This is a genomic window from Halobellus salinus (assembly GCF_014646875.1).
In the GTDB taxonomy this organism is placed as follows: Archaea; Halobacteriota; Halobacteria; order Halobacteriales; family Haloferacaceae; genus Haloquadratum; species Haloquadratum salinum.
The window spans coordinates 19362-42826 of the sequence record NZ_BMOC01000003.1 but is presented as its reverse complement, the minus strand read 5'-3'; the positions used below and the strand labels follow the sequence as shown (position 1 = coordinate 42826).

The window sequence follows — 23465 nt, the reverse complement described above, 5'->3', positions numbered from 1 at the left end:
AATCGGGTAATGACGACGCTCGGCACAGCGAGTGCACCCCCCGGCGAGGTCGACACGGGCCGTCTCGCGGTGGGCGAGACCCGCGACGGGACGGCAGTGGGGCTCCCCTGCGCGGTCATCAACGGCGCGTCCGACGGACGAACCCTCTACCTCCAGGCGGCGTCGGACGGCGACGAACTCAACGGAGTCGGTGTGATCAACCGGGTGGTGCCCCGGCTCGATCCCGCGGCTCTCTCGGGGACGATCCTGGTGGTCGGGATCGTCAACTACCACGCGTTCCAGACCGCCGAGCACCGGAACCCGATCGACGACACCAAGATGAACCGCGCGTACCCCGGCGACGACAACGGCACCTCCTCCGAGCGGATCGCGGCCGCGACGTTCGACGCCGCGACCCGCGCCGACCTCGCGTTGGACCTCCACCAAGGCTCCACGTCGCGCATGATCGACGAGGTCCGAGTTCGGTGCGGTCGCCGCCACCGGCTCCACGACGAGTGTCTGGCGCTGGCGAAGGCGTTCGGGTGCGGATACGTCCTCGACCAGAAAGGCCCCGGCGGCCAACTCGCCCGTGCCGCCCCGGATGAGGGCGTCCCGACGATCGACCCCGAACTCGGCGGGTGCGTCGGGTGGGATCAAGAGAGCATTGACCTCGGTGTCGAGGGCGTGTTCAACGTGCTCCGGGAGTACGGCTTCCTGGCTGACGACGCGACGGTGAGCAGACAGACCCGCGCGAAGGGGTTCGACCAGTTCGGCTCCCCCGCTGGAGGATTGGTCCGGTTCCGGGCCGCGCTCGGCGACCGGGTCTCGGCGGGCGACCTGCTGTTCGAGGTCACGAGCGTCTTCGGGGAGACCAAAGCCCGCGTGACCGCGAACAACGACGGCGTCTTCTGGCGCACCCGCCGGCTGCCGCAGGTCGCGACCGGCGAGTACGTCTGCTCTGTCGGCACCAACATCGACACCTACTGAGACCGATGTCCGGGACCCACCCGCTTGACCTCGCGTGTTCTGTCTGCGACCGCACGTACGACCGCGAGTCGTGGCAGTGGCAGTGTGCCTGTGGCGCCCCGCTTGAGTTCGCGACGAACCCGTGGGACGGCGACACCGCGTTCGGTGCCGACGTCGACGCCGACCCGCCCGAATCGTGGACCGACACCGCGGCAGGGCTGTGGTCGTTCGAGGCGTTTCTCCCCGTCACCCAACGCGTCTCACTGGGCGAGGGGCTCACCCCGCTTGTCGACGCCCCCGCGTGGGACGCGGAGTTCAAACTCGAATACGTCTCGCCGACGGGGTCGTTCAAGGACCGCGGCGCGACGGCGACCCTGTCGGTCGCGGCGGCGCTGGGCGTCGACCGCGTGGTCGAAGACTCCTCCGGGAACGCGGGCGCCGCGATCGCGACCTACGCGGCCCGGGCCGGCATCGACGCCGACATCTACGTGCCGGCGTCGGTCAAACCCGCCAAGCGCCGGGCGATCGAGCGAGCGGGCGCGACCGCGGTCCCGATCGAGGGGAGCCGAGAGGCCGTTACCCGTGCCTGTGTCGACGCCGTTGAGTCGGGCGACGCGTGGTACGCCTCTCATGCGTGGAACCCCGCCTTCTTCGCCGGCACCGCGACGTTCGCCTACGAGGTCTGCGCCCAGCGAGGGTGGACTGCGCCCGACGCGGTCGTGCTCCCGGTGGGCCACGGCACGCTCTTTTTGGGCGCGTACCGCGGGTTCCGCGCGCTCGAAGCGCTCGGGTGGATCGACGAGGTCCCCCGGCTGTTGGGCGCGCAGGCCGCGGGCTACGCTCCGATCGTCGCCGACATCTACGGTCAGGACGCGGCAGCCGGGGACAACGACGCCGCCGACGGGATCCAGATCCGCGAACCCGTGCGGAAGACACAGATCCTCAACGCGATCGACGCGACCGACGGCGACGCGATCGCGCTGTCGGAGTCGGCGGTCGCCGAGGCGCTCGACGCGCTCCACCGGCGGGGGTTCTACACCGAGCCGACCTGCGCGGCCGCGCCGGCTGCACTCGACGTCTACCGCGAGCGGGGGACGCTCTCGCCCGGCGCCGACGTGGTGGTGCCGCTCACCGGCAGCGGGTTGAAATCCTGACCGACGGCCGGGTCAGCGGCGGCCCCGCCGCCGAGTATGGTTCCGCTGGTCGTCCCAGTCGATCCACCCCTGTTCCCACCCGGTTTCGGCGAAGTAGCCCTGGGTCTCGCTGCGCTCTCTGTCCTCCCGGACGGTCCGGTTCCGCACGGGCGCGCTGCCCTGCTCGCCGTCGACGAGCAGCGGGTCGAACGCGACCGGACCGGCGCGCTCGCGGACCTCGCCCGCGGCGTCAACGACACCCAGGCTCTGGTCGGGCCCACCCAGCGGGAGCACGAGCCGGCCGTCGGGAGCGAGCTGGTCGATCAGGCGCTCGGGCGGGGCGACTGCGGCGGCCTCGACCAAGACGCGATCGAACGGCGCGTACTCCGGGAGGCCGTCGGCGCCGTCGCGGGCGTCGACGAGCACACCGGGGTACCCCGCGGAGTCGAGGTTCGACCGCGCGATGTAGACCAGCTGCCGGTCGATGTCGACCGCGTGGACGCGGGCCTCGCCAACCAGTTCGGCCAGGAGTGCGGCGGTGTAGCCCACGCCCGCGCCGACGACGAGCACGTCGCCGGTGGGGTCGGTGTCGGCCGCGCCGGCGTCCGGTGTCCCTGCCGCTCGCGGGGTGACGTCGAGCGCGGTCAAGAGCCGCGCCACGGTCCCGGGGGCAAGCACCGTGGTGCCCGCAACGTCTTCGCCCTGGCCGCGGTAGGGCGCGTCGTCGACGAACGTTCTGCGCGGGACCGTCCGCATGGCGAGCGAGACCGCAGCGTCGATCGAGAGGCGCGCCTCAAGTCCGTCGACCATCTCGTCGCGCAGGTCCCCGGGATCCATACCCGGATTCAGGAGTGCGGCCTAATCAACTGCACGCTCCGGCCGTGGGACTGTGTCCGGGGCTCGGGGTCGACGAACCCCCGCGTGGTCTCATACTGTCGGCTATAACTACGTGAAGATTTTCGACACCCCGGGGTGTCGAAATACGTCACGCGACTATAGCCGACAGTATCACCCCCGGATCCGCACGAACCGCACGCCGCCGTGCTCGCTCCGCTCGAACGACCCTGCCTCGCGCTTGTCGAGCGTGACGAGCGTCTGGTGGGCGGTTCCGACGGGCGCGATCACGCGGCCCCCCTCGCGCAGTTGCTCTCGGAGGGCATCCGGAACTCCGGGAACGGCGCAGGTGGAGTAGACACAGTCGAAGGGGGCGTGTTCGGCCCACCCCTCCCGGCCGTCGCCGATCCGGACGGAGATCCGGTCGTCGTAGCCCACCCGCGCGAAGGTGTCGCGGGCCGTCGCCGCGAGGTCGGCGTCGTACTCGACGGAGTAGACGTGTCCCGCGACGCATTCTGCGGTCACCGCCGCGTGGTAGCCACACCCGGTGCCGACCTCCAGGACGTCGGCGGCGTCGGCCGGGAGGAGGTCGCACATCACTCCCACCATATGCGGCGCGCTCACGGTCTGGCCGTTCCCGATCGAGAGCGGCCGGTCGTCGTACGCCCGGCCGCGAACCCCGCTGGGCAGGAACTCGTGGCGCGGGACGGCTCCCAGCGCGTCGGCGGCGCGGTCGCTACTGAGGTGGCCCCGCTCCCGGAGCCGCTCGACGAGCGCGTCGCGTTCCGCCGCACGGCCGTCGCTCACGAGTTGGGCTTCGTCCGCCACCGAATCGAATCTTTCAGCTGTCGAACAGAAGCTCGACGCCGCGGACGGCCTACCAGGCCGACCACGCTGAGGTCGTCCTGTCGGTGCCGTAGAGCCGTTTGATGTCCCGCGCGTAGACCATGTCCCCCTCGTGGTCCAGCTTCCCGTGGCGGTACTCGGGCGCGTCGTCGCGCACCTGGATCGCCTTCACCGCGAACTCCTCGTCGCCGAACGACTCGGCCTCGCCGACCGCGAACTCGTAGTCGCCCGGGACCTGGAGGTCGAAGCTCCGCGTGGACTCCCGGTCGCCGGTGCCCTCCTTGGGGTTGAGCGTCGTCTTCACGGTGACGTTGTCAATCTCGCGGGTCCAAATGGTCGAAACGTCCTCGGCGCGGGCGTCTTCGGCGCGCTCTTCGGGGCCGAGTTCCAGTCCCGTGACCCGGACCTGGACAAGCGCCTCCGCGCTGTCGACGATGAAGTCGTCGCCGACCGAGAGGGTCTCGGCGGGCGGTATCTCCGTGCGGGTGGAGAACGATTCGTCGTCCTGGGAGACCACGACGTCGCGCTCGATCCGGGATTCGGATTCGATCCGGACCTTGTGGACGTGGCCGCACTCGGTACACCGGACGGTGTTGCGGCCGCTCCCCTGCTTCAGTACCTCGTGGACGGTCGGTTCGGCGGACGAACAGGACGGACAGTCGACCGCGAGGCGGTCCTGTGGCGTACTCATACGTTCTCGTAGCCTGTCACGCGGTAAAAGTCCGCTCTTCCGCTCGTCGGCGTGGTAGGCGCTGGCGTGCGCCGATGATCCGACGCTATCGGCGGCGGATGCTCTGCTCAGCCTCGGCGGATGCTCTGCTCAGCCTCGGCGGATGCTCTGCTCAGCCTCGGCGGATCTCGTAGGCGGTGTCGCGCTCGTCGTCGTTGAGGATCCCATCCAGGACCGTGAACTCGAACCCCGGGGCGATCTCCTCCTCGTAGAGCAGTTCGCCGGTCGCCTCGGCGAACGCCGAGAGGTCGCCGCGCTCGCTCGCGATCCAGACGACGCCGTCCGCGACGACCGGCGGGTGTTCGACGACGCCGTCGACGCGGCTCTCCCACAACGCGTCGCCGGTCTCCCGACCGTACCCCAGCACGAATCCGCTCTCCGTGCCGACGAACACGCCGGTTTCGCCGACGCCGACGCCCGTGTTCACCGACCGACCCGTGGAGACCGACCAGCGCTCGTCGCCGGCGGGGAGCGTCAACGCGCGAACCGTCTCGCCGGGAACGAAGAGCGTCCCGTCGGCGGCGGCGAACTGGCTGAACCCCGCCGTCAATCGTCGTTCTTCGAGCAGTTCCCGCGTCGAGAGCCGGTATATCGACAGCCCGAACGTCTGCTGGACGAACAGTCGGTCACCGCGGGCGACGATCCCGTTGATGAACCCCTCCGAGAACTGGATCCGCCACCGCTCCTCGCCGCTCTCGGTGTCGACGCCGCGGACGATCGGCTCCTGTTCGTCGCCGCTGCCGCTGCTCTGACTCGCGAAGATCACGGTCCCGTCGGTCACCGTCACCGCCAAGGTCTCGTTGTGCAGTCCGTCCCCCGGCTCCTCGTGCATCCAGCGTTCCTCGCCGGTCTCGGGATCGAGTGCGTACACTCTCCCACCGGTATCGACCTCGTCTCGGGCCCTCGAACCGACGTACACGCCCGTGTCGTCGGCGTACAAGCCGTTCCGGAACGTCCTGATCGAGAGGAGGTACCCGTCCGCAACCTCGGCCTCGAAGACGGCCGTTCCGTCGGGGCGGACTCGCCTGAGGCGGGTGAACGACGGCCGGAAAAAGAAATTGCCGGCGGCGGCCGCCACCGCGCTGCTCGACCCCGACCAGGCCGGGACGAGTTCGATCTCGGAGGCGGATCCGGCTGTCGTGGATCCGCCGGGGGCGTCCGTCGGCGCCGCTTCTGTCGAACCAGTCGTCGCCGACCCGGCCTGTCCGCCCGCCTCCGTGCCGCCCTGTCCGTCCGTCGGTGTCCCCGTCGACCCGTCGGTGAGTCGGAGACACCCCGCGGTCGCGACAACTCCGACGCCAGCACTCCCGCGCAGTAGGCTCCGGCGGGACCAGGTTGGTTCTCTCGTCATCTGTCCCCGTCTTGGCGCGTCCCTTCTTAAATACTGATCACGCCGTGTGGGAGTTTTTATTATACGCACCTGACGTGCTCCTGTATGAACCGCCGCCAGTTGCTGGCGACAGTCGGGGCCGGAGTCGGACTCGGGGGAACGAGTGGGTGTCTGCGACTCACGGACGAGGGCAACGAGACGACATCGGCCCCCGAGACGGCGACAACAACGGAGCGCCAGTCGACGGGGACGACGGCGGGCGAGGGGTCGGCGGGTGCGGTGACGCTGACGGAAAACTGGGTCGGGGATCCGGGCGTTGACTTCGCCTGGACGGCGGGCGGCTCGATCTACTTCAACGACTTCAATGGGGCGGGGAGGGCGAGTCACGGCAGCGGCGTCAAATGGGAACAGGAGACGACGTACGACGGGTTCGAGTCCAACCTTGGGGCGGACGCGTTCGCGGTCGACGAACAGTACGTCACCTTCGGCTATCGGCCGGATCCCGAGGATAGCGACACGCTCGGGAGCCACTTCCACACCTTCGACGAGGCGACCGGCGAGAAGCTGTGGGCGTTCGGTGCTCCCGCGGACGGGAAACACAACACTGCGGCGGGGGCCACAACCGTTGACGGGACCGTCGTCGTCGCCGCGAGCAGTTACGGAGCGAGACGTGAGCAGGAACCGCTCGTTGTCGGACTCGACGCCGAGAGTGGCGAAGAACAGTGGCGAACCGAAACGCCGACCCTGCCGGCCGGGTTCGTCACGTACGTCGGCGAATACGCGGGAGCGGTGTACGTGGGGCTGGGGTACCAAGGGGTTCGGGTTCTCGACCCCGACACCGGCTCGCTGGCTCGCGTCGAGGAGTCGTGGCCTGTGAGTCGGTCGTTCGCAGCGAGCCGCGGGCAGATACACGGGGATACACTCTTTAGCGTCCAGCGGAGCGGCCCCGAAGACGGATCCAGCCTCAATGCGTATCCGCTCGGAACGAACGGCCGCGAGTGGTCGGAGACGTTCGACGGAACCGCCACGGCCGGCCCGGTGGTCGACAACTCCCTGGTCACGGTCGGGACGGAGGCCGGACGCGTGTACGCGTTCGACCGCTCGACCGGCGAATCGGTGTGGAATATCCGAATCGACGGCTCCGTCGGCGCGATCGATACGTCAGGGCTCCGCGTGTGGGTCGCCGACGAGGAGACGGGAGTCACAGCGTACGACCGTGCCGACGGAACGCGGTTACACCGGTCGACAAAGCCGGTGAACGGCTCCGATATCGCGGTTTCCGACGACGTACTGATCCTCGGCGGGAACGGGATCCGGGGGTATTCGATCGAGGCGGAGTGACCGGGTCGGTCGAGAGCGGCTACGTCCCCGCGGTCTTCTGGTGCTCCCGTCCGACTGTCGGGCGGTCGACGACCTCGCCTGCTCGCGGCTCCGCCGTTCGCTATCGAGGAAGTTCCACTGCCTCGCCTGCTCGCGGCGCTACCGCTCGACTTCCGGGAGGTCGACGACCTCCCCATCTGCGTACACTGTCGGCTCCCGCACGATCCCGTCGAGATGCAGCGGCGCGTCGGTGTCGCCGCCGATCCCGGCGTTGTCGCCGATGGCGATGTGGACCGTTCCGGCGGCCTTCTCGTCGAGCAGCACCGATCCCACGAGGTCGGTCACTCCCACGTTCGTTCCGATCCCCAGCTCCGCGAGGGTGTAGGCGTCGCGGCCGACCTCGTCGGCGGCGGCCTCGACCTGGCCGCGGATCTCGTCGTCGGAGATCTCCGTCACGTAGCCGTTCTCGACCTCGAACCGGAGTTGCTGCCCGTCGTCGAGCAGCCCGTGGGGGCGCATCGTGCCGTCGACGACGTAGGTGCCGTTCGCGGTCTCGGGCGCCACGAACACCTCCCCCGCGGGGAGGTTCGAGAAGTCGCCGTCGTCGCGGACGATCCCCGTGTCGTCGTGCCACGGCCGAGTACCGGGCTCGACGACGATATCGGTGCCCGCCGGGGTGGTGACCCGGATCTCGTCGGCGTCGGCGACCTGGTCGAGTACGTCCGCACAGTGGGCGGCGATGGCGTCGTAGTCGGCGTCGAGCCCCGTCACGAACACCTCCTCGGTGATCCCGGGGAGTGTGGCGCCGCGGGCACCCGCGTCGCAGGCGTCGCCGCGGGCCCGGGTGTGACTGAGGCTCTTTGTCGTCGGCGCGAGGAACGCGTCGGCGTCGGCCATCGCGGCAGCCACCGCCCCCGGCGGCTCCTCGCCGTGCTGGTCGCCCGGCGGATACTGGAGGACAACGGTGTCATCAGCCACGGCCGTGGCGGCGTTGTACAGCGCCTCGCCGATCGGCCGCCGTTTGTCGTCGGTGATCACGATGCACGACTCGTCGGCGCCGAGTGCCAGACACTGCTCGACCGCCGTCGTCGCGGCGGTTCCGAGTCCATCAGTCGACATACCACGACCTGGGCCCTCCGCGGAATTAGACGTTTCCATCGGGACGGTCGAGCGGACTCGTCGACCACGCTCCCCCCGGTACTCGGCTCCGAAACAATCGCCCGCGTTACTCGCCGCGGAGTTAATTTCCGGCAAATAGGCTTCGAAATAACTATGCGTGTCCCCCGCCCACCGTACGGTAATGATACGAGTGGGCGTCAACGGGTACGGAACGATCGGCAAGCGGGTCGCCGACGCCGTCGCGGCCCAGCCGGACATGGAGGTCGCCGGCGTCGCGAAGACCCAACCCAACTTCGAGGCCCACACTGCGGTCGACCTCGGCTACCCGATGTACGCCGCGATCCCCGAGCGCGCGCCGCTGTTCGCGGAGGCCGGGATCGAAACCGCCGGCGCCGTGGACGAACTCGTCGCCGACGCCGACGTGATGGTCGACTGTACGCCCTCGGGTATCGGCGCGGAGAACAAGACGATGTACGCCTCCTACGACACCCCCGCGACCTTCCAGGGTGGGGAGGACGCCACCGTCGCCGAGACGAGTTTCAACGCCCGAGCGAACTACGACGACGCCCGCGGCGCCGACACCGTCCGGGTGGTCTCGTGTAACACCACGGGGCTCTCCCGGCTGGTCGCGCCGCTGTCGGAGGCGTACGGCGTCGAGACGGTCCGCGCGACCCTGGTTCGCCGCGGCGGCGACCCGACGCAGGACTCCCGCGGCCCGATCAACGACATCCTCCCGGACCCGATCTCGATCCCCTCCCACCACGGACCAGACGTACAGACCATCTTCCCCGACCTGTCGATCGAGACGATGGGGCTGAAGGTTCCGGCGACGCTGATGCACGTCCACGCGCTCAACGTCACTCTCGAATCCGATGTGACGGCCGCACACGTCCGGCAGCTCCTCGAAAACCAGTCCCGGGTGTACGTCATCCCCGAGGGCTTCGGGCTCGACGGCGCGGGGACGCTGAAGGACTTCGCGCTCGACGCCGGCCGCCCCCGCGGCGATATCTGGGAGAACTGCGTGTGGGGCGAGTCGATCGCGGTCGAGGGACGGGATCTGTACCTCTTCGAGGCCATCCACCAGGAGTCCGACGTCATCCCCGAGAACGTCGACGCGATTCGGGCCATAACCGACGCCGCCGACGCCGCCGAGAGCATCGAGCGCACGAATCGAACCCTCGGCGTCGGGCTCGCGGGCGACCCGACGGGGTTCGACAGCGCCGAGCCGGTCGAGGCCGACGACTGAACCGGACCGCTGCCGTCAGCCCTCGCGCCACCGCACACGTTTCTGCCTCCGACCCGAGTGGTCGCGGCTGTGAACGACGACCGCCGCGACAGCGATCCGGGCGACGACGGCGGACACAGCGGCGACAACGCCCCGGCTGCTTCCGGCGACGACGAGCGCCCTCCCGACGACGACAAGCGCCCTCCCGACGACGGGGACGAGGAGCTCCGCCGACTGCTCGCGGAGTTCGACGCGCTCGCGGAGACGGTCGACTCCCCCGAGGAGCACGAGCGGGTGCGCGCCGCCCGCAACGCCGCGGTCGTTGCTGCCCAGGACGACGAACTCTTCGGGCAGGTCATCACGGGGTACGACCGCGCGGACCTCGCAGAGGCGTTCGTCGGAAGCCTGCTCTTCGGGATCCCGATGTTCGTCGAGGGCGGCACCAACGAGGTCGGCGCGTTCCTGGCGTCGCACCCGGTCTCGCTGGTCGGAACCCTCGTCGGCGCGGTGGGGCTCGTCGTCGGTATCCTCTACGTCGCGGACATCCAGGACATGTGGGTCTACAAGCCCATCCTGGGCGTCGTCCCCCGCCGGCTGGTCGGCGTGCTCGGGGCGTCGGTCGTGACCGCCCTGGTCGTGATGACCGCGTGGGGCCGCGTCGAGTGGTCGGACCCGGTGTTGGCGCTCGCGACCGTCGTCGCCGCGTTCGTCCCGATGAGCGTCGGCGCCGCGCTGGGCGACATCCTCCCGGGGTCGTGAACCGTCAGGGGCAAGCTCCCAGACGCCCGCCCCGTTCACGTGTCGGCGACGGCTCGATCGCGGATCCGAGACCCGCCCGCCGCCTGCTGCGGGCGGACGCTACGGGTCGACCGCGTGGAAGCGCACCTCGCCCGACTCCGTGTCGAGCGTCGCCACGTGGTAGGTGTCGTCGACGCCGGGGAACGGCAGACCGCCGGGGTTCACGTGGACGGTGCCGTTGCGCTCCTCGTGGGTCCGTTCGTGTGTGTGGCCACGGACGACGTAGTCGTACTCGCCGCAGTCGATCAGGGCGTCGACGAGCTGCTCGCTCGTGCCGTGGTAGACCGCAAGGTCGACGCCGTCGAACGTGAGGTGGGCGCTCTCGCCGTGGTGGATCCCGAACTCCCCGACCGCGTCGGCGAGTGCGGGTTCGCCGTCGTTGTTCCCGTAGACCGCGTGGAAGTCGATCCCGACGTCGAACTCCGCGGCGGTGAACGGCGCGACGACGTCGCCGCAGTGGACGATGGCGTCGACGCCCACCGTCTCGAACGTGTCGACCGCGCCGCGGGCCAGCCCGAGGTTGTCGTGGGTGTCCGAACAGAGGCCAAGCAGCATCGGGCGGTGGTTCGAACCGGGGTCGCTTCAGTGCTGGGTCGCTCCGACGCCGGGTCACAGACGCGGGACGAGTCGTCGCGTCGGTTCTGGTTGGACCGCTATCGACCCGCCGCCCGCTGCAGCGCCTCCACGCCCGCGAGCGACTGGCCGGTCAGCGCCCGGATGTACGCCCCGCCCGCGATCGACACGTGGTCGAAATCAGCCTCGCTGAGCCCGTACATCCCGATCGCACGCGAGGTGTCGCCGCCGCCGACGACCGAGAAGCAGTCGGTCTCGGCGATCGCCTCCAGGACGGTGACGGTCCCCACCGAGAACGGTTCCTCCTCGAAGACGCCGAGGGCGCCCTTCACGAACACGGCCTCGGAGTCGCGGATCACGTCGGCGTACGATTCCGCGGTGTCGGTTCCGATGTCCAGGAACGAGACGTCCTTTTCGTCGATATCGTCGACAGCGACTTCGGCGCGCTCGCCGTCGCAGTCGCCTTCGCCCGCGGCGTACGCGAGGTCGGTCGCGAGCGTGACCGCCCCACCACGTCCGTCGAGCACCCGTTCAATCAGGTCGTGGTTCCGCTCCCATTGGGAGTCGTACCGGTCGGCCTCGGGGTCAAGATCGAACCCGACCGGGTGGCCGGCAGCGCGGAGGAACAGTTCGCCCGCGATCCCGCCGAGCAGGAAGTCATCGACCGACTCACCCAGCGCGTCCATCACCTCGATTACGTCGGTGGCTTTCGTGCCGCCGACCACCATCGTGACTCGGCCGTCAAACTCCCGGTTCGCGATCGCGGTGTTGGCGGCGTACTCGGTCGCCATCACCCGACCGGCGTACGACGGCAGCACTTCGGGAAAGCCCACGAGCGAGGCGTGCGACCGGTGGGCCGCGGAGTAGGCGTCGTTCACGTACGCGTCGACGTGCGCGGCGAGTGTCCGCACGAACTCGGAGTCGGCCTTGGTCGTGGGGTCGGCCTCGGGGAGTTCGTCGTCGCACATCCGGGTGTTTTCGAGCAGCAGGATCTCCCCGGGTTCGAGCGCGTCGATGGCGTCGACCGCGTCGTCGCCGTGCGTGTCGGCGACGAATTCGACATCGCGACCGACGCGGTCGGCGAGGATTTCCGCGTGGCCCGACAGGGAGACGAAGTCGTCCCGACCGGGCCGGCCCTGGTGGGCCAGAAGGACCACACGGTGGCCCGCGTCGGCGAGTTCCCGCACCGTCTCGGCGTGGCGATCGAACCGGCGGTTGTCCTGCGGTTTCCCGTCCTCGACCGGCGAGTTGAGATCGAGGCGGACCAGCACGCGCTGGTCGGGCGCGAGGTCGTCGAGGGTGTCGAAGCCGTGTGTGGACATCGTGGGTGGGTGTGAGTCGCCCGCGCACAAGTAGGTGGTCGATTCGGTTCCGGGAGCCGGCGCTCGGAGAGCGGCGGCGTGGGCGGTCGCTCGGGCGCGGCTACTCGGCGATGTACGCTGCGACGTCGAGCATCCGGTTGGAGAACCCGAACTCGTTGTCGTACCACGTCAGGATCTTGTAGAGCCCGCCGTCGCCCACCTGGTTCGTCGATTGCAGATCGACCGTCGAGGAGAACGGCAGCCCCAGGATGTCCGAGGAGACCACTTCCTCGTCGGTGTACCCCAACACGCCCGCGAGCGGGCCGGCGTCGGCGGCGTCCCGGAACGTGTCGTTGAGGTCCTCGACCGAGGGTGACGCCGACAGCGACACCACGAGCTCCGTGATCGACCCGTTGGGGACCGGCACCCGCACCGCCATCCCGTCGAGTTTCCCCTTGAGTCGGGGGAGGATCGTGGTCGTCGCGTCCGCCGCGCCCGTTGAGGTCGGGACGATGTTCTCCGCCGCCGCCCGGCCCCGACGCGTCTTCGTTTTCGGGCTGTCGATCAGGGTCTGGCTCCCGGTGTAGGCGTGGACGGTGGTCAACATCCCGTGGTCGATGCCGTATTCGTCGTCCAAAAGCATCGCAACGGGGCTGATGGAGTTTGTGGTACACGACGCGTTCGAGACGACGTCTTCGCCCTCATACTCGTCGTGGTTCACGCCGTAGACGATCTGTCGGACGTATTCGTCGCCTTTCGGCGGCGCGGAGATCACCACCGTGTCGGCGCCGGCGTCGAGGTGCGCCGACGCGTCCTCTTTTGTACGGAAGATCCCGGTGCATTCGAGCGCTACGTCGACCGCGTGGTCGTCCCACGGGAGTTCAGCGGGGTTCTGGACGTTGTACAGCGGGACCGAGGTGTCGCCGACGACCAGAGAGTCCTCGACGCGGGTCACGCTGTCGAGCCGTCCCATCACGGTGTCGTGCTTCGCCAGATACGCCATATCGGCAACGTCCACGACGTCGTTGATGCCGACGAGTTCGATCCGGGGATCGTTGAGGGCCGCCCGGAAGACGTTCCGCCCGATCCGGCCGAACCCGTTGAGCCCGACCCGGACCGCCTCCGACTCCGCGACGCCGTCGCCCGCACTCAGGTTCGATCGTTCACTCATAACCGAGTACTACTCCACCCCCCTACTTGAATCCCCGTGTCACGGAATCGGCAGGAAACCCTGAAATCGGGTGTGAGAACGCCTATATCGACGTGATTCTAGGTGTTCTTCCACAGGGACTGGAGCGGTGCCCCCGGGGAATGCCGCCCGGCGAGTGCGGGTCGAACCCCCCGACGGCCGGACGGGTTTTTGTTGCCACGCCCCCGACGCCGCGTATGCGCGAGTTCGCAACGGAGCCGCCTGTCGAGGCCCGCGTCGGCGACGCCCTCTGTGAGGCGGGCGCGTCGGTCGCGGTTGCGGAGTCCTGTACCGGCGGGTTGATCGGATCGCTTCTCACAGACGTGCCCGGGTCATCGGCGTATTTCGACCGGTCTGTCGTCACCTATTCGTATGACGCGAAACTGGCGGCACTGGGCGTCTCCCGGGAGTCGCTCGACGATCACGGCGCGGTCTCGGAGCCGGTTGCGGGCGAGATGGCCGCCGGCGTCCGCGACACCGCAGGCGTCGACTGGGGGGTCGCGACCACCGGGATTGCCGGCCCCGACGGCGGTACCCCCGAGAAGCCGGTCGGCACGGTGTACATCGGCCTCGCGTCCCGCGGCGAGTGGGGGAGTGGCGAGTCATACACCACCGTCGACCGCTACGTCTTCGACGGCGACAGAGTCGAGATCAAAGAGCGGATCGCACGGCGGGCGCTGGAGACGCTTCTCGACGCGGTCGAGTCGGAACACGACGGGTAGCGTCGGTATCGCGGTCGTAGCTCGGACGGCCACCGGCCGGTGTGGGGCCATCCGTCGGGGAGCCACGGTAGCGTTTGCAACTGATTGCTCATCGGGCCGCACGACTGCGTGCGACCAAGTGAGGACGGACTTACACACGCTACGAGAGACGGCGCAGCACCCCCTGTGTGACCGGCCGCCCACCGACCCTGCCCCTATCAGTCCGGGAGACACCGGACCGTAAGGGTGCGGTCCAACGAGACGCGCACCCCTGGCCCGGTGCCGGTCGCCGCGAACTCGAGCGAAACCGTTCGCTCGGTGGAACAGCTCAGAGTGACGTGGACGGGACCGGCGGCCCCGCGACCGAGTCGGTCGGGGGCATCGGAGCTTTCGACCGCAACGGCGGCTCCCGGATTCGCGCGCGACACGTCCACCGTCACGCTATCCAGGTCGACACCGAAGCGGTTCCGATACGAAACGATCGGTGTGGATTCGTTCGCGGGGATCTCCGGGATCCCATTGACGGTCGGTTCGTAGCCGAGGTACGCGTCGTCGTCTCCGGTCACGTTGACTTCGACTCCGCGGTCGGCGTCGACCGCGGCGAACCCGGCCGTCCCGAGGACGAGTCCCGCGGCCGCGACACACGCGAGAAGGAGGCCAATGGCTTTGGGTGTCCCACCACGAGTCGACAGCGCCCGAGCAGTTGGTCTCATTCCTGTCGGTGGAGTTCGGGCGGTTTTTCCGTGTTGCCGAGGTGCGTGTTATGGCTGGTGACGTGGTGAACGACTGACGAGACCCCGAAGGACGTCACGGTGAACAACCCGACGTCCAACGGGTCAAGTGCGGCGAACATCAGCGCGTCAACTACGACCGCAAGCAGGAGTACGACCGCGACACCCGCGAGCCCGACGTAGTAGAGGCTCCACGGGATCTCGTTCCGACCGAGCGCTTCGATGTAAATGTCGAGGTCTTGCAACGTCGACGTGGCACGAACCGCGTTCTCGTCGGTGTCGACGGTCACGACACCCTTCTGCTCTAGCTTCGGGAGGTGCGTACGCCGGAGGGTGGTGTAGACGCTCCGGCGGTCGTCGTAACACACCTCGTCGGGATCCTTTTTAAGCTCCCAAGCGGTGACGTGCGCCGAGATGTCGGAGATGTCGACTGGCCCGTCTGTACGTTTCAGCGCGTGTATCACGAACCGGCGTCGACGGTTCGACAGGATGTCGTAGATCTCACCGTCGGAGAGTTCACTCCCGTTGGTGTCCGATTCATCGGTCGCTGTGGTAATGAATGACATTACGTGGTTCCCCTACCGTCCCCCGACCCTGGGCCGCCGGAGGTGGGCTCAAGGTGTGAACCAGCATACAATAAATGGACAGTATATTTTATCTGCTCGCGAGTGGAGCGGGATGCGCTCAGGCTGTCCTTGTCCGACACACAAGGAGTGGTTACCGTGTCAAGGCGTTTTCCCCCGGCGTTTCAATCAGGGCTTGACCCATCCAAAACGACGGACTACACGCCACAATCCGACCCCGATCCGAGTCAGGCCCTGCTTGAAACGGGCGATGAGGTGTGCTTGCTTCGTATCAACCCGAGGTTGTGATCCATCGACTCGCCCCCGAACTTGCCACGAGGACTTCATAACGAAGTATGTCCCCCCGTATGTCTCACCCGAGCATTCCCGGTCCGAACGGTCGGTCGGGGTGCCAGACGACAGGTGAGATAGACTATGCAACGACGCAAATTCGTGGCCGGACTAGGTGCATTGACAACAGGTAGCGCAGCTGCGATGGGAACGGGAGCGTTCACGAGTGTGGAAGCGGATCGGACCGTCGACGTCGAGGTCGCCGGCGACTCGAGTGCGTACCTCGCACTGCGGAAGGCGGCAGGCCCCAACGCTGACCCCGGGGCGAACTCGGACGCGTACGTGGACGACAGTGGCGCCGAGATTTCGCTCGACTTCACCTCGAGTAACGCCTCGGTCAGCGGTAACGGATTCAATCCAAACGCTGTGACCGAGGTTGACGATCTGCTCGAAGTACAGAATCAGGGCACCCAGAGCGCGTACCTCAGCGTGGACACGGCCAATCTGGATCTGTCAGACGGCTCCGGCAACCAGGCCGGTGTCGGACTGGCCGTCGTGGCAGACGAAACCACTGGTAGTAACCTGAACGACAATATCGCGTTCGACAGTAGCACCACCCCCAATCCCGACGTTGGTGTGATTGCCGACCCGACCGTGAACGGCGCGTACGAGCTCACTCAAGGTGAATCCGTTCACCTCGACCTGACAGTCGACACGACGACGTTCGACAACGCGAACGTGAGCACGTCAGGGACGATCACCTTCATCGCTGACCAATCCGGCAGCCTCTAACGAGCGTGAGCTAGGATGAACCGAAGACAACTGCTGGTCGGTCTGGGCGGACTCGTCGGTGGCGGTGGCGTCATCACCGGCACCAGCGCGTTCACGAGCGTCGACGCCGACCGGCAGGCGAACGTGCAGGTCAGCGACGATGTGAACGGGTTCTTACAGATTTACCCAAGCGACAGGGGGAGCCTCGATCAGCCGAACGGAACGTTCGCCCTCAGCAACGGTGTCCCGGGTAATCAACTCTCGATCGATATCAACGACGCAAGCGGGACTGCTACCGGTGGTGTTGGTGTCGGCGTCGACTCGCAGTACGTCTTCGACGACGTGTTTCGGGTCCGCAACGAGGGTACGCAGGACGTGTTCGTCCAGGTTGATTCGCTGGTCGTCGACACTGACCCGGCAGGCCCTGGTAATACTGGCGGCGAAGTTCGGATTGATTTCTTCGCTTCCCAAGGCGCAGACACGAACGCGACCGGCCCGTCGTTTTCGGGCGCGGACGTGATCGATGGAGTCAACAACGAGTTGACGGTGCCTGTCGGTACCTCCCGAGCCATCGGTATACTGATTGAGACGGTTGACGGGAGCAACTACGACGGTGTAAACAATCCGACTGGCACCGTGAACGCCCCTCCAGGGACGACGACAACGATTACCGCGGACGCTGCCGACGACGGTGGCGCCACGAACGTTGACCCAGGCACACCGAGCGACACCCTCTGATCGATGAATCGACGAACACTCCTCGCAACGGTCGGGAACGCCGCAGGCAGTGCCGCTTTGGGCGTCGGCCAGTTCTCGGAGTGCCAGTTCAACAACGTGTTCACCGTCGAGAATCAGGGCACCCAGGACGTGTTCGTCAGCCTCGCGCCGACCACCGGAATTCCGATCGACAGCGGTGCCGACGGCGACGACATCGATGTCAAGTTCTTTGTTACTGATAACGGCAACCCGACTCCGGTCGAAAACGGGCAGGGACCGGGACCGATCAGTGGTGGGTCCGGATCACCGCAGAACGTCTTGGAACTCTCGACCGGAGAGGATCAGGGAATCGGGATGTTCATGACGACGTTCGGCCACAGCAGTGTGGACAGCAACAGCGTGAACAGCGGCTCACAGACGACGACCCCTGAGGCAGACGAAGAGCAACCAAGCGGCTCGAACGCAATCGACTCCAACAGTCCAGGAATCGGTCCGTAACCGCACGCTCCGAAGTTCCCCTACCCACGGATGGTTTCGCTCGCGGTTCCATCGCGACACGGCGGTTCGATTCCGCCGGTGGGTTTCCCCGACACAGGGGACCAGTAAATATGAATCGGCGCAAGATGTTGGCCGCGCTCGGCCTGCTCAGCGGCGGTGGAGCTGTCGTATCAGGAACCGGTGCGTTCACGAGTGCATCGGCAGACAGAGACGTTGCGGTCCAGGTGGCAACCGACGCCACTGGGTACTTGGCTATCGACGACACCGGAAACGCAAACGCGGAGTACGTCACCGAAAATAACGGGTCGTCGAACAGTGAGTTCGGACTCGACTTTACCAGCGGGAACTCGACGACTGGCGGCGGCGGAGGTGTCAACGCCGACGCCATAACCGTCTTCGCGGATCTCTTCGAAGTCCGGAATCAGGGGACACAGGACGTCGACGTACAGGTGACGCCGCTGTCGTTCATCGAATCGAGCGGCGGCAACACGACGCTGATCGTTCTCGTTGTGCCACAGTCGGGTTTCCCGAACGTTACGGTCAGCCCCGGGAATGCCGAGACGTACGATGTGCTCGTCACGGCGACCGACGACGCGACGACGAGTACCAGCCTGAGCGAGACGATCACCGTCAGCGGGGAGGCTCCGTAGATGCCACTTACGATTACCGACTTCATCGAACAGGTGGATGGTGTTTCAACCGAGGATATCCCGTCCGACGAGCGTGAGCGGATCAACGACAAGCTCGGCGATCTGACGGGCGGTCCGGGTGGTGGAGGTGCCCCGGTCAACAACGACGCGATTCTCGTCAGCAAGAGCCTCGACGGTCGCGCCGGATTCACCAGCATCCAAGACGCGATCGATGGGAACAATCCACAGAACGGGGCGTCCGGTGCCGGTCAGGGCGACACAATCTTTGTTGAACCCGCCTCATACAGTGAGTCAGTCAGTATTGACATAAACAACCTGACGCTCGAAGGCCCGAACGCAGGCATCGATGGTAACAGCAGCGGGCGTGGCGACGAAGCGACGATTACCGGCGGTGTGTTCGTTGATGGAAACCCGAGTGACGTTGTTATTGACGGCCTCGCAATTGAACGGACCGTTGGAGAGGCCGAAGGTGTCGTCCAAATCGGCTCGACGTCCAATCCCGGAGCGAACAACCCGGTCATCAAAAACAACGTCATCACAGCGACTTCAAATGCATCGAGGAATCTGGGGACCATCCTCATCGAGCACATTGACGGAGAAATTCGGATTCAGGATAACTTGCTGACCCAGACTGGTGATGATAGTGTTCGTGGCCTCGTCCAAGCGGTCCAGCTTGAGAACACTACAATCGTGGTCAATGGTAACACAATTAAAACCGACTTCGGCGTCGTGCCGTCCGGCCTCGACACACCATCCCCCGAATACACAATCACGGACAACGAGTTCGTGGAAAACGATGTCGGAGTGTCCCTGGCCGGTAACTACAACGGCGAAGTCGAGATTTCGGGGAATACATTTGAAGACGGCCGCGTACAAATAAGACATCTGACCGGCGCTACTACTGACATCACAATCGAATCTAACACATTTACTCAGACTGCAAATGGTGATGTGGTTGCATTCGTCTCTGACCGGCGAGGTGGAGACGGCAGCACTGTTGGACTTGACCGGGATGCCATTGAAGCGAATAATAACTTCAGTCCAGGCTCCACGCAGGTCGGTCCAATCGACTTCGACGGTAAAGACCTGTTCGACATCGCACCGTCATAAGCCACTGGCCCACCACCTCACCGTGACCGCTCGCTAACTGACCGCAATTTTCCAATCGGCGCCGAGCGCACCCGCAACCGACTCAACCCACCGACGCTGACGGCGGTTCGATTCCGTCGGTAGGCCTGCCCGCGAGGGCAAAAGACATACACACAACGCTCTTGTGTAGAGGATCGCTCTTGTGAAGTACATTGTTGGTGAGTCAGAGAACCTCTCGGACAATCTGTTCCAGCGTTTCTTGAGCCGGGTTACGGGAGATTTGTCGCTGAAGCTGGAACGGTCTGCGATCTGCCGTGAGCTTGTCCTTTGAGACGTCTCAATGCGGCGAGAGCCACCGTCGCGCCGGCGCGACGGTGGCTCTCGCACGTGTTCACGTGCGCGTCTGCATCGACATACTGCCGGCTTTGCCGTTGAACGTGCGGTCGCAATCCGTATACAGATGCCGTTGATCCAGGGGTGTTCACTGTCGCCGCCTGCTCCTCTGCCGCCATCACTACCAGCCATCGCGGTATTGACAGATAAAAGACATCAAGCACCGCTCAAGCCACATCAACGATCTCATAACTATCATTCACCCCGTTCTCACCTGTGTGTGGGATCAGTATGACCGACCGCTGCCCCGCCACGACCGCAGAGTCCACCACTGGAGGCCTGGCTACGACGAGCGTTCCCGGAGGGCTTCGATGACGACGTTCGAGGACTTCCTCAACGCATCGAACCTCGACTTCGAGCCGCCGCCGGAACTACGAGAGCAGATCAACGAGACGCTCGCAGAGCTCAACTCTGAGCTCTACGGTGAGAACGACGGTAACGGCGGTGGCATTATCGGAAACCCCCCAAAACTCCTGCGTATTGATGTCACCGACCAGTCGGGGGCGACATACGAATTCAGCGCTGTCGCTAACGACGCCGAAGACGCAGACCCGCAACTGAGCTACGAGTGGCAGATCGACGGCACAGTCGTCGGAAGCGACTCTTCGACGCTCACGCACGCCTTCCAGTCCGAGGGCGACGTGGACGTGACCGCCACAGTCACCGACACTGACGGGAATACCAATACGCAAACAAAGACAGTAACAGTCGCGTTACCGGACCCCGTCGACCGGTTCACCGTTGACACGTTCAAATTCGTTGACGACAACGGTATGCCCGTCCAACAAGGACAACCGGCAAATATCGAATATGCAGTGTCGGATGCCGATGGTGACGACGACCTGTTGGCGTTGCGGATAACATTCGGGTACAGTAGTTCGTCTCCCACCGATCAGTCCAGCGGTGCCGTTGAGACGCTGGGTGGCACTTTCATCTATGGCCCTAGCAGTACAGGAACGTACGATGTCACACTCGAAGCGATGGACAGAGATCTGTACACTGGAGACCCGATTGACGACAACGGTGATTTGCCTGACGGAAGCAATTTTACCGGAGGATATGCTGACGACAACGGTAGTTTTGTGACACTTCAAGAAGAGACGTACACGATACAGGACTGAGTGCGGCTTCGGACTCCGTGCGTGTCAGGTTCGCTGGCTCCGTCCGCGTCCGAGCGGCACCACCCAGACACAACGCTTGTAACCGCCCGACCGAAACCCGGGTTCGATGAACAAAAGCGGACACGTGCTGAACGGTGCACTTCTCGCGATGGGGTTGGGCGCGATCCTCGCGGTCGACCCGACGGCGGGACCGATCCTCACCGGGCCCGACGGAACCGTCACCGCCGAATCGACCGCAGCGGTCGCCGGCGACGTCGGGGTGTCGGTCGCAAAACTCTCACTGCCTGTCATCCTGGGCGCGCTCTTCCCGGACGTCGACACCGCGTTCGGCCGCCACCGGAAGACGTTACACAGCCTCCCGGTGCTCGGAATATTCCTCGCGTTCCCGCTGCTCTTCGGGAATCTCCAGTACGTCTGGATCGGCGTGGCGACCCACTACTTCCTGGACGTGGTTGGCTCCAAGCGGGGGATCGCGCTGTTTCATCCCCTCTCCGACACCGAGTACAACCTCCCGACCGGCGTGGCGACCTCCAGCGCGTGGGCCACGCGGGTGACACTGCTGATCACCGCGGTCGAACTCACGGTGCTCGGTGCCATCCACTACTACGCGTTCGCGCTTGACACGTCCCTCGCGGACGCGACGACCGCCATCGGGATCTAGCGGTCAATACTCCCGCACGTCGTCGAACCGACCCTCGTAGGCCACGTGACTGGGGTGTGTCGGCTCCGTCCCGGAAAGAAACAGCCGGTCGACCTTCCCCCAGGAGTTCTCATAACCCAGGTGCGCGAACTCCGCGGCCCCTCTGAGGGTGTGACCGAGGGTGTCGCGTCGGAGCACCCGCCGCGGCGCACCCGTCCGCAACGCCGCGACGAGGTCGGACTCCGAGTCGAGCTCGCGCTCGAAGGCGGTCCACACCTCGCCGACGCTCCCGGCGAGGTGGGCGTACGACGAACCGAACGCCGGAAGTCCCGTCTCCCGAACGAGTCCCCGCGCCCGGCGGTTCCCACGCGGAAGCGTCTTGAAATTGTGCGTCTCAACCGCGTCGATCGCGTCGGCGTGTCGGGTGATGGCCTCCCGGTCGAGGCTGACGTTGAGAAACTCGGGATGTGGCACGAGTACCGCCGCATTCTGGCGCTCGAACGCCGCGAGAGCGCCCGGAAGCGAAATGAAGTCCGGAACGGGTTCCGACAACCCCACACCCAGGACGTGCTGTCGGTTCCGCCACGTTCCAGTGAACACCTCGCGGGCGGGCACCACGAGCAGGTCGTCGTCGGAGAATCGCGCCGCTCGGGCACGGATGTCGGGCAGTCGGGTGAAATGCGGGGCGTACACCAGGGCATCAAGCCCCCGGGCCCTCGCGCGGTCGACAACCCGCTCGTTCAGCACCTTCACGTGGGGGTCGACGAGCGTCCCGTTCTCGGGGGCGCCACGCGAGGCTGTCCCCGTCGCCGTGTCCTCTCTCCGTCCGGCGTTGCCCCCCTCGGTCCCGGTCACGCTCACCGGTCCGGACGGGGTTCTGTTAGTGGTTGCTATTTCCCGCGACCCCGAACGGTTTTGTCACCCCTCTCCGTGGCTCCCGGTATGTCCCTGTGGACGTGCGGCATCGGCGGGTGCGAGGAGCGGTTCGAGGACGCCGAGGCGGCGATCATCCACCAGACGGTCAAGCACGAGCGACACCAGTGTACGGTCTGCGGAAACATCGTCCCCGACGGGTACTTCGCGATCCGCCACGCCTTCGAGGAACACTCCAGAGCGGAGTACGTCCGGGCGTACGACGCCGACTCCTCGGCGGTCCGAACCCGCGAGGACGTCAAGCAGGCGGTCGAAGCCGAGGCGGATCTCCACGCGGTCGTTGCGGAACTCAAACAGCGCGACGCGCTGTAGCCGGCGTCGAAGAACCCCGTGCGGTCACCGCTCGTCGCTGTCGAGCACCCGGATCTGGTCCCCGCGAACGGTGACCGGGATCGGAACAGTCGCCTCGTAGAGTTCGACGGTGACCTGGTCTTTCGTCTCGTCGATCCGCTGGACGCGGGCTTTCTCGCCCTTGAACGGCCCGGCGATCAGTTCGACGATGTCGCCCTCGGCGATCCCCTCGACGTCCGGGGTCGGCGACAGGAAATGTTCGACTTCCGCCATCGAGGAACTCCCGGCCTGGCCGCCGCTCTCAACGAGCCCGCGGGCGTGGGGGATCTCCTCTAAGGCGCGGGTGATCGCGCCGTCGCTGTCGGCTTCGACCATCACGTAGCTGGTGAGCGAGTCCGGCGCCAACACCGCGTGGATGTCGTCGGCCTCGCGGTTGGCAATCATGTCGGCCACGGTCCGCTCCTGGCTGGCGGTGGTCTTGACCGCGAAGATCGGCACGTCAGACACCCCCGGGGAGGAAACTCATCACCGCGAAGATCAGAAAGCCGAGAAAGCCGACGAGCACGATACCAGCGCCGGCGATGAGACTGATCTGCGAGAACTCCTCCCACCCAGGAGTGCTGGCCAGCTTCAGCACCCGCACGTAGCTGGTCAGGTCGTACTTGACATCCATCGTTACCGGCCGTAGACGGCCGAGCTTTTTTTGTCTATCGATGCCCGCTGCGGGGACGGA

27 protein-coding genes and 1 pseudogene are annotated in these 23465 nt (G+C 66.2%); 14 read left to right on the top strand and 14 right to left on the bottom strand.

The features are described from left to right. Positions 1 to 9 precede the first annotated feature (9 nt). Both IEX72_RS03625 and IEX72_RS03620 read left to right on the top strand, forming a co-directional pair. Positions 10 to 966: a succinylglutamate desuccinylase/aspartoacylase family protein gene (locus IEX72_RS03625; RefSeq protein WP_188786029.1), complete on the top strand. Its 957-nt coding sequence runs from the start codon at positions 10 to 12 to the stop codon at positions 964 to 966. A gap of 5 nt (positions 967 to 971) precedes the next feature. Further along, positions 972 to 2099 carry a pyridoxal-phosphate dependent enzyme gene (locus IEX72_RS03620; protein WP_188786028.1) on the top strand — a complete coding sequence of 376 codons (1128 nt, stop codon included), beginning with the start codon at positions 972 to 974 and terminating at the stop codon, positions 2097 to 2099. A 12-nt stretch (positions 2100 to 2111) separates the two neighbouring features. Here the strand turns inward: IEX72_RS03620 and IEX72_RS03615 are convergent, their stop codons facing one another. The 4 genes from IEX72_RS03615 to IEX72_RS03600 all read right to left on the bottom strand — a co-directional run bounded on the left by IEX72_RS03615 (position 2112) and on the right by IEX72_RS03600 (position 5839). After that, positions 2112 to 2915, bottom strand: a complete 804-nt coding sequence (locus tag IEX72_RS03615; RefSeq protein ID WP_188786027.1) for a protein-L-isoaspartate O-methyltransferase family protein — start codon at positions 2913 to 2915, stop codon at positions 2112 to 2114. A 171-nt stretch (positions 2916 to 3086) separates the two neighbouring features. Then, complete coding sequence (gene pcm, locus IEX72_RS03610) at positions 3087 to 3740, bottom strand: protein-L-isoaspartate O-methyltransferase (protein WP_188786026.1); 654 nt, start codon at positions 3738 to 3740, stop codon at positions 3087 to 3089. 49 nt (positions 3741 to 3789) lie between these two features. After that, positions 3790 to 4449 carry an HVO_0476 family zinc finger protein gene (locus IEX72_RS03605; RefSeq protein ID WP_188786025.1) on the bottom strand — a complete coding sequence of 220 codons (660 nt, stop codon included), beginning with the start codon at positions 4447 to 4449 and terminating at the stop codon, positions 3790 to 3792. A gap of 151 nt (positions 4450 to 4600) precedes the next feature. Continuing rightward, the gene (locus IEX72_RS03600) at positions 4601 to 5839 is read right to left on the bottom strand and encodes an outer membrane protein assembly factor BamB family protein (RefSeq protein ID WP_188786024.1); all 1239 of its coding nucleotides are present in this window, start codon (positions 5837 to 5839) and stop codon (positions 4601 to 4603) included. Positions 5840 to 5923: 84 nt separating this feature from the next. Here IEX72_RS03600 and IEX72_RS03595 point away from each other — a divergent pair, with 84 nt between their 5' ends. Then, on the top strand, positions 5924 to 7159 hold the full coding sequence (locus IEX72_RS03595; RefSeq protein ID WP_188786023.1) for a PQQ-binding-like beta-propeller repeat protein: 1236 nt from the start codon (positions 5924 to 5926) through the stop codon (positions 7157 to 7159). Between the two features lie 138 nt (positions 7160 to 7297). Here IEX72_RS03595 and IEX72_RS03590 read toward each other — a convergent pair whose 3' ends face one another. After that, on the bottom strand, positions 7298 to 8257 hold the full coding sequence (locus tag IEX72_RS03590; protein ID WP_188786022.1) for an aminopeptidase: 960 nt from the start codon (positions 8255 to 8257) through the stop codon (positions 7298 to 7300). 181 nt (positions 8258 to 8438) lie between these two features. Between IEX72_RS03590 and IEX72_RS03585 the strand changes: the two genes are divergently transcribed. Then, positions 8439 to 9503, top strand: coding sequence for a type II glyceraldehyde-3-phosphate dehydrogenase (locus IEX72_RS03585; RefSeq protein WP_188786021.1), 1065 nt, complete (start codon positions 8439 to 8441; stop codon positions 9501 to 9503). 69 nt (positions 9504 to 9572) lie between these two features. Then, positions 9573 to 10241, top strand: a complete 669-nt coding sequence (locus IEX72_RS03580) for a DUF2391 domain-containing protein (RefSeq protein ID WP_229663726.1) — start codon at positions 9573 to 9575, stop codon at positions 10239 to 10241. A gap of 99 nt (positions 10242 to 10340) precedes the next feature. Here the strand turns inward: IEX72_RS03580 and IEX72_RS03575 are convergent, their stop codons facing one another. From IEX72_RS03575 to gap, 3 genes are all read right to left on the bottom strand, one after another. Continuing rightward, positions 10341 to 10835, bottom strand: a complete 495-nt coding sequence (locus tag IEX72_RS03575; RefSeq protein ID WP_188786020.1) for a metallophosphoesterase — start codon at positions 10833 to 10835, stop codon at positions 10341 to 10343. A 98-nt stretch (positions 10836 to 10933) separates the two neighbouring features. Next, a complete protein-coding gene (locus IEX72_RS03570) occupies positions 10934 to 12175 on the bottom strand; it encodes a phosphoglycerate kinase (RefSeq protein WP_188786019.1) in 1242 nt (413 codons plus the stop codon). Positions 12176 to 12275: 100 nt separating this feature from the next. Continuing rightward, a complete protein-coding gene (gene gap, locus IEX72_RS03565) occupies positions 12276 to 13325 on the bottom strand; it encodes a type I glyceraldehyde-3-phosphate dehydrogenase (RefSeq protein WP_188786018.1) in 1050 nt (349 codons plus the stop codon). Between the two features lie 215 nt (positions 13326 to 13540). Between gap and IEX72_RS03560 the strand changes: the two genes are divergently transcribed. Next, entirely contained in the window at positions 13541 to 14065 is a 525-nt protein-coding gene (locus tag IEX72_RS03560) for a CinA family protein (RefSeq protein ID WP_188786017.1), read from the top strand. Positions 14066 to 14262: 197 nt separating this feature from the next. Here the strand turns inward: IEX72_RS03560 and IEX72_RS03555 are convergent, their stop codons facing one another. Continuing rightward, positions 14263 to 14757 carry a hypothetical protein gene (locus IEX72_RS03555; RefSeq protein ID WP_188786016.1) on the bottom strand — a complete coding sequence of 165 codons (495 nt, stop codon included), beginning with the start codon at positions 14755 to 14757 and terminating at the stop codon, positions 14263 to 14265. Then, on the bottom strand, positions 14754 to 15341 hold the full coding sequence (locus IEX72_RS03550) for a DUF7344 domain-containing protein (RefSeq protein WP_188786015.1): 588 nt from the start codon (positions 15339 to 15341) through the stop codon (positions 14754 to 14756). The genes IEX72_RS03555 and IEX72_RS03550 overlap by 4 nt, the downstream gene beginning before the upstream one ends. Positions 15342 to 15773: 432 nt before the next feature. Here IEX72_RS03550 and IEX72_RS03545 point away from each other — a divergent pair, with 432 nt between their 5' ends. From IEX72_RS03545 to IEX72_RS03525, 5 genes are all read left to right on the top strand, one after another. Further along, positions 15774 to 16421 (top strand): hypothetical protein, encoded by a 648-nt coding sequence (locus IEX72_RS03545; RefSeq protein WP_229663725.1) that lies wholly within the window; start codon positions 15774 to 15776, stop codon positions 16419 to 16421. 15 nt (positions 16422 to 16436) lie between these two features. Next, the gene (locus tag IEX72_RS03540; RefSeq protein WP_188786014.1) at positions 16437 to 17138 is read left to right on the top strand and encodes a DUF1102 domain-containing protein; all 702 of its coding nucleotides are present in this window, start codon (positions 16437 to 16439) and stop codon (positions 17136 to 17138) included. A gap of 3 nt (positions 17139 to 17141) precedes the next feature. Beyond that, entirely contained in the window at positions 17142 to 17615 is a 474-nt protein-coding gene (locus IEX72_RS03535) for a hypothetical protein (protein ID WP_188786013.1), read from the top strand. Positions 17616 to 17725: 110 nt separating this feature from the next. Further along, entirely contained in the window at positions 17726 to 18265 is a 540-nt protein-coding gene (locus IEX72_RS03530) for a hypothetical protein (protein ID WP_229663724.1), read from the top strand. After that, positions 18266 to 19375, top strand: coding sequence for a right-handed parallel beta-helix repeat-containing protein (locus tag IEX72_RS03525; RefSeq protein ID WP_188786012.1), 1110 nt, complete (start codon positions 18266 to 18268; stop codon positions 19373 to 19375). Between the two features lie 202 nt (positions 19376 to 19577). Here the strand turns inward: IEX72_RS03525 and IEX72_RS03520 are convergent. Then, a pseudogene (locus IEX72_RS03520) lies at positions 19578 to 19773 on the bottom strand (IS1595 family transposase); the annotation flags it as partial. A gap of 285 nt (positions 19774 to 20058) precedes the next feature. Between IEX72_RS03520 and IEX72_RS03515 the strand changes: the two are divergent. Then, entirely contained in the window at positions 20059 to 20868 is an 810-nt protein-coding gene (locus IEX72_RS03515) for a PKD domain-containing protein (RefSeq protein WP_188786011.1), read from the top strand. Positions 20869 to 20974: 106 nt separating this feature from the next. Next, positions 20975 to 21529 carry a metal-dependent hydrolase gene (locus IEX72_RS03510; RefSeq protein ID WP_188786010.1) on the top strand — a complete coding sequence of 185 codons (555 nt, stop codon included), beginning with the start codon at positions 20975 to 20977 and terminating at the stop codon, positions 21527 to 21529. Positions 21530 to 21532: 3 nt separating this feature from the next. Here IEX72_RS03510 and IEX72_RS03505 read toward each other — a convergent pair whose 3' ends face one another. Then, complete coding sequence (locus tag IEX72_RS03505) at positions 21533 to 22261, bottom strand: PHP-associated domain-containing protein (protein WP_229663738.1); 729 nt, start codon at positions 22259 to 22261, stop codon at positions 21533 to 21535. Positions 22262 to 22450: 189 nt separating this feature from the next. Here IEX72_RS03505 and IEX72_RS03500 point away from each other — a divergent pair, with 189 nt between their 5' ends. Next, positions 22451 to 22753 carry a DUF7565 family protein gene (locus IEX72_RS03500; RefSeq protein WP_188786008.1) on the top strand — a complete coding sequence of 101 codons (303 nt, stop codon included), beginning with the start codon at positions 22451 to 22453 and terminating at the stop codon, positions 22751 to 22753. 24 nt (positions 22754 to 22777) lie between these two features. Here the strand turns inward: IEX72_RS03500 and IEX72_RS03495 are convergent, their stop codons facing one another. Both IEX72_RS03495 and IEX72_RS03490 read right to left on the bottom strand, forming a co-directional pair. After that, on the bottom strand, positions 22778 to 23230 hold the full coding sequence (locus IEX72_RS03495) for a transcription elongation factor Spt5 (RefSeq protein WP_188786189.1): 453 nt from the start codon (positions 23228 to 23230) through the stop codon (positions 22778 to 22780). Between the two features lies 1 nt (position 23231). After that, entirely contained in the window at positions 23232 to 23405 is a 174-nt protein-coding gene (locus tag IEX72_RS03490; protein ID WP_188786007.1) for a protein translocase SEC61 complex subunit gamma, read from the bottom strand. Between the last annotated feature and the right edge of the window lie 60 nt (positions 23406 to 23465).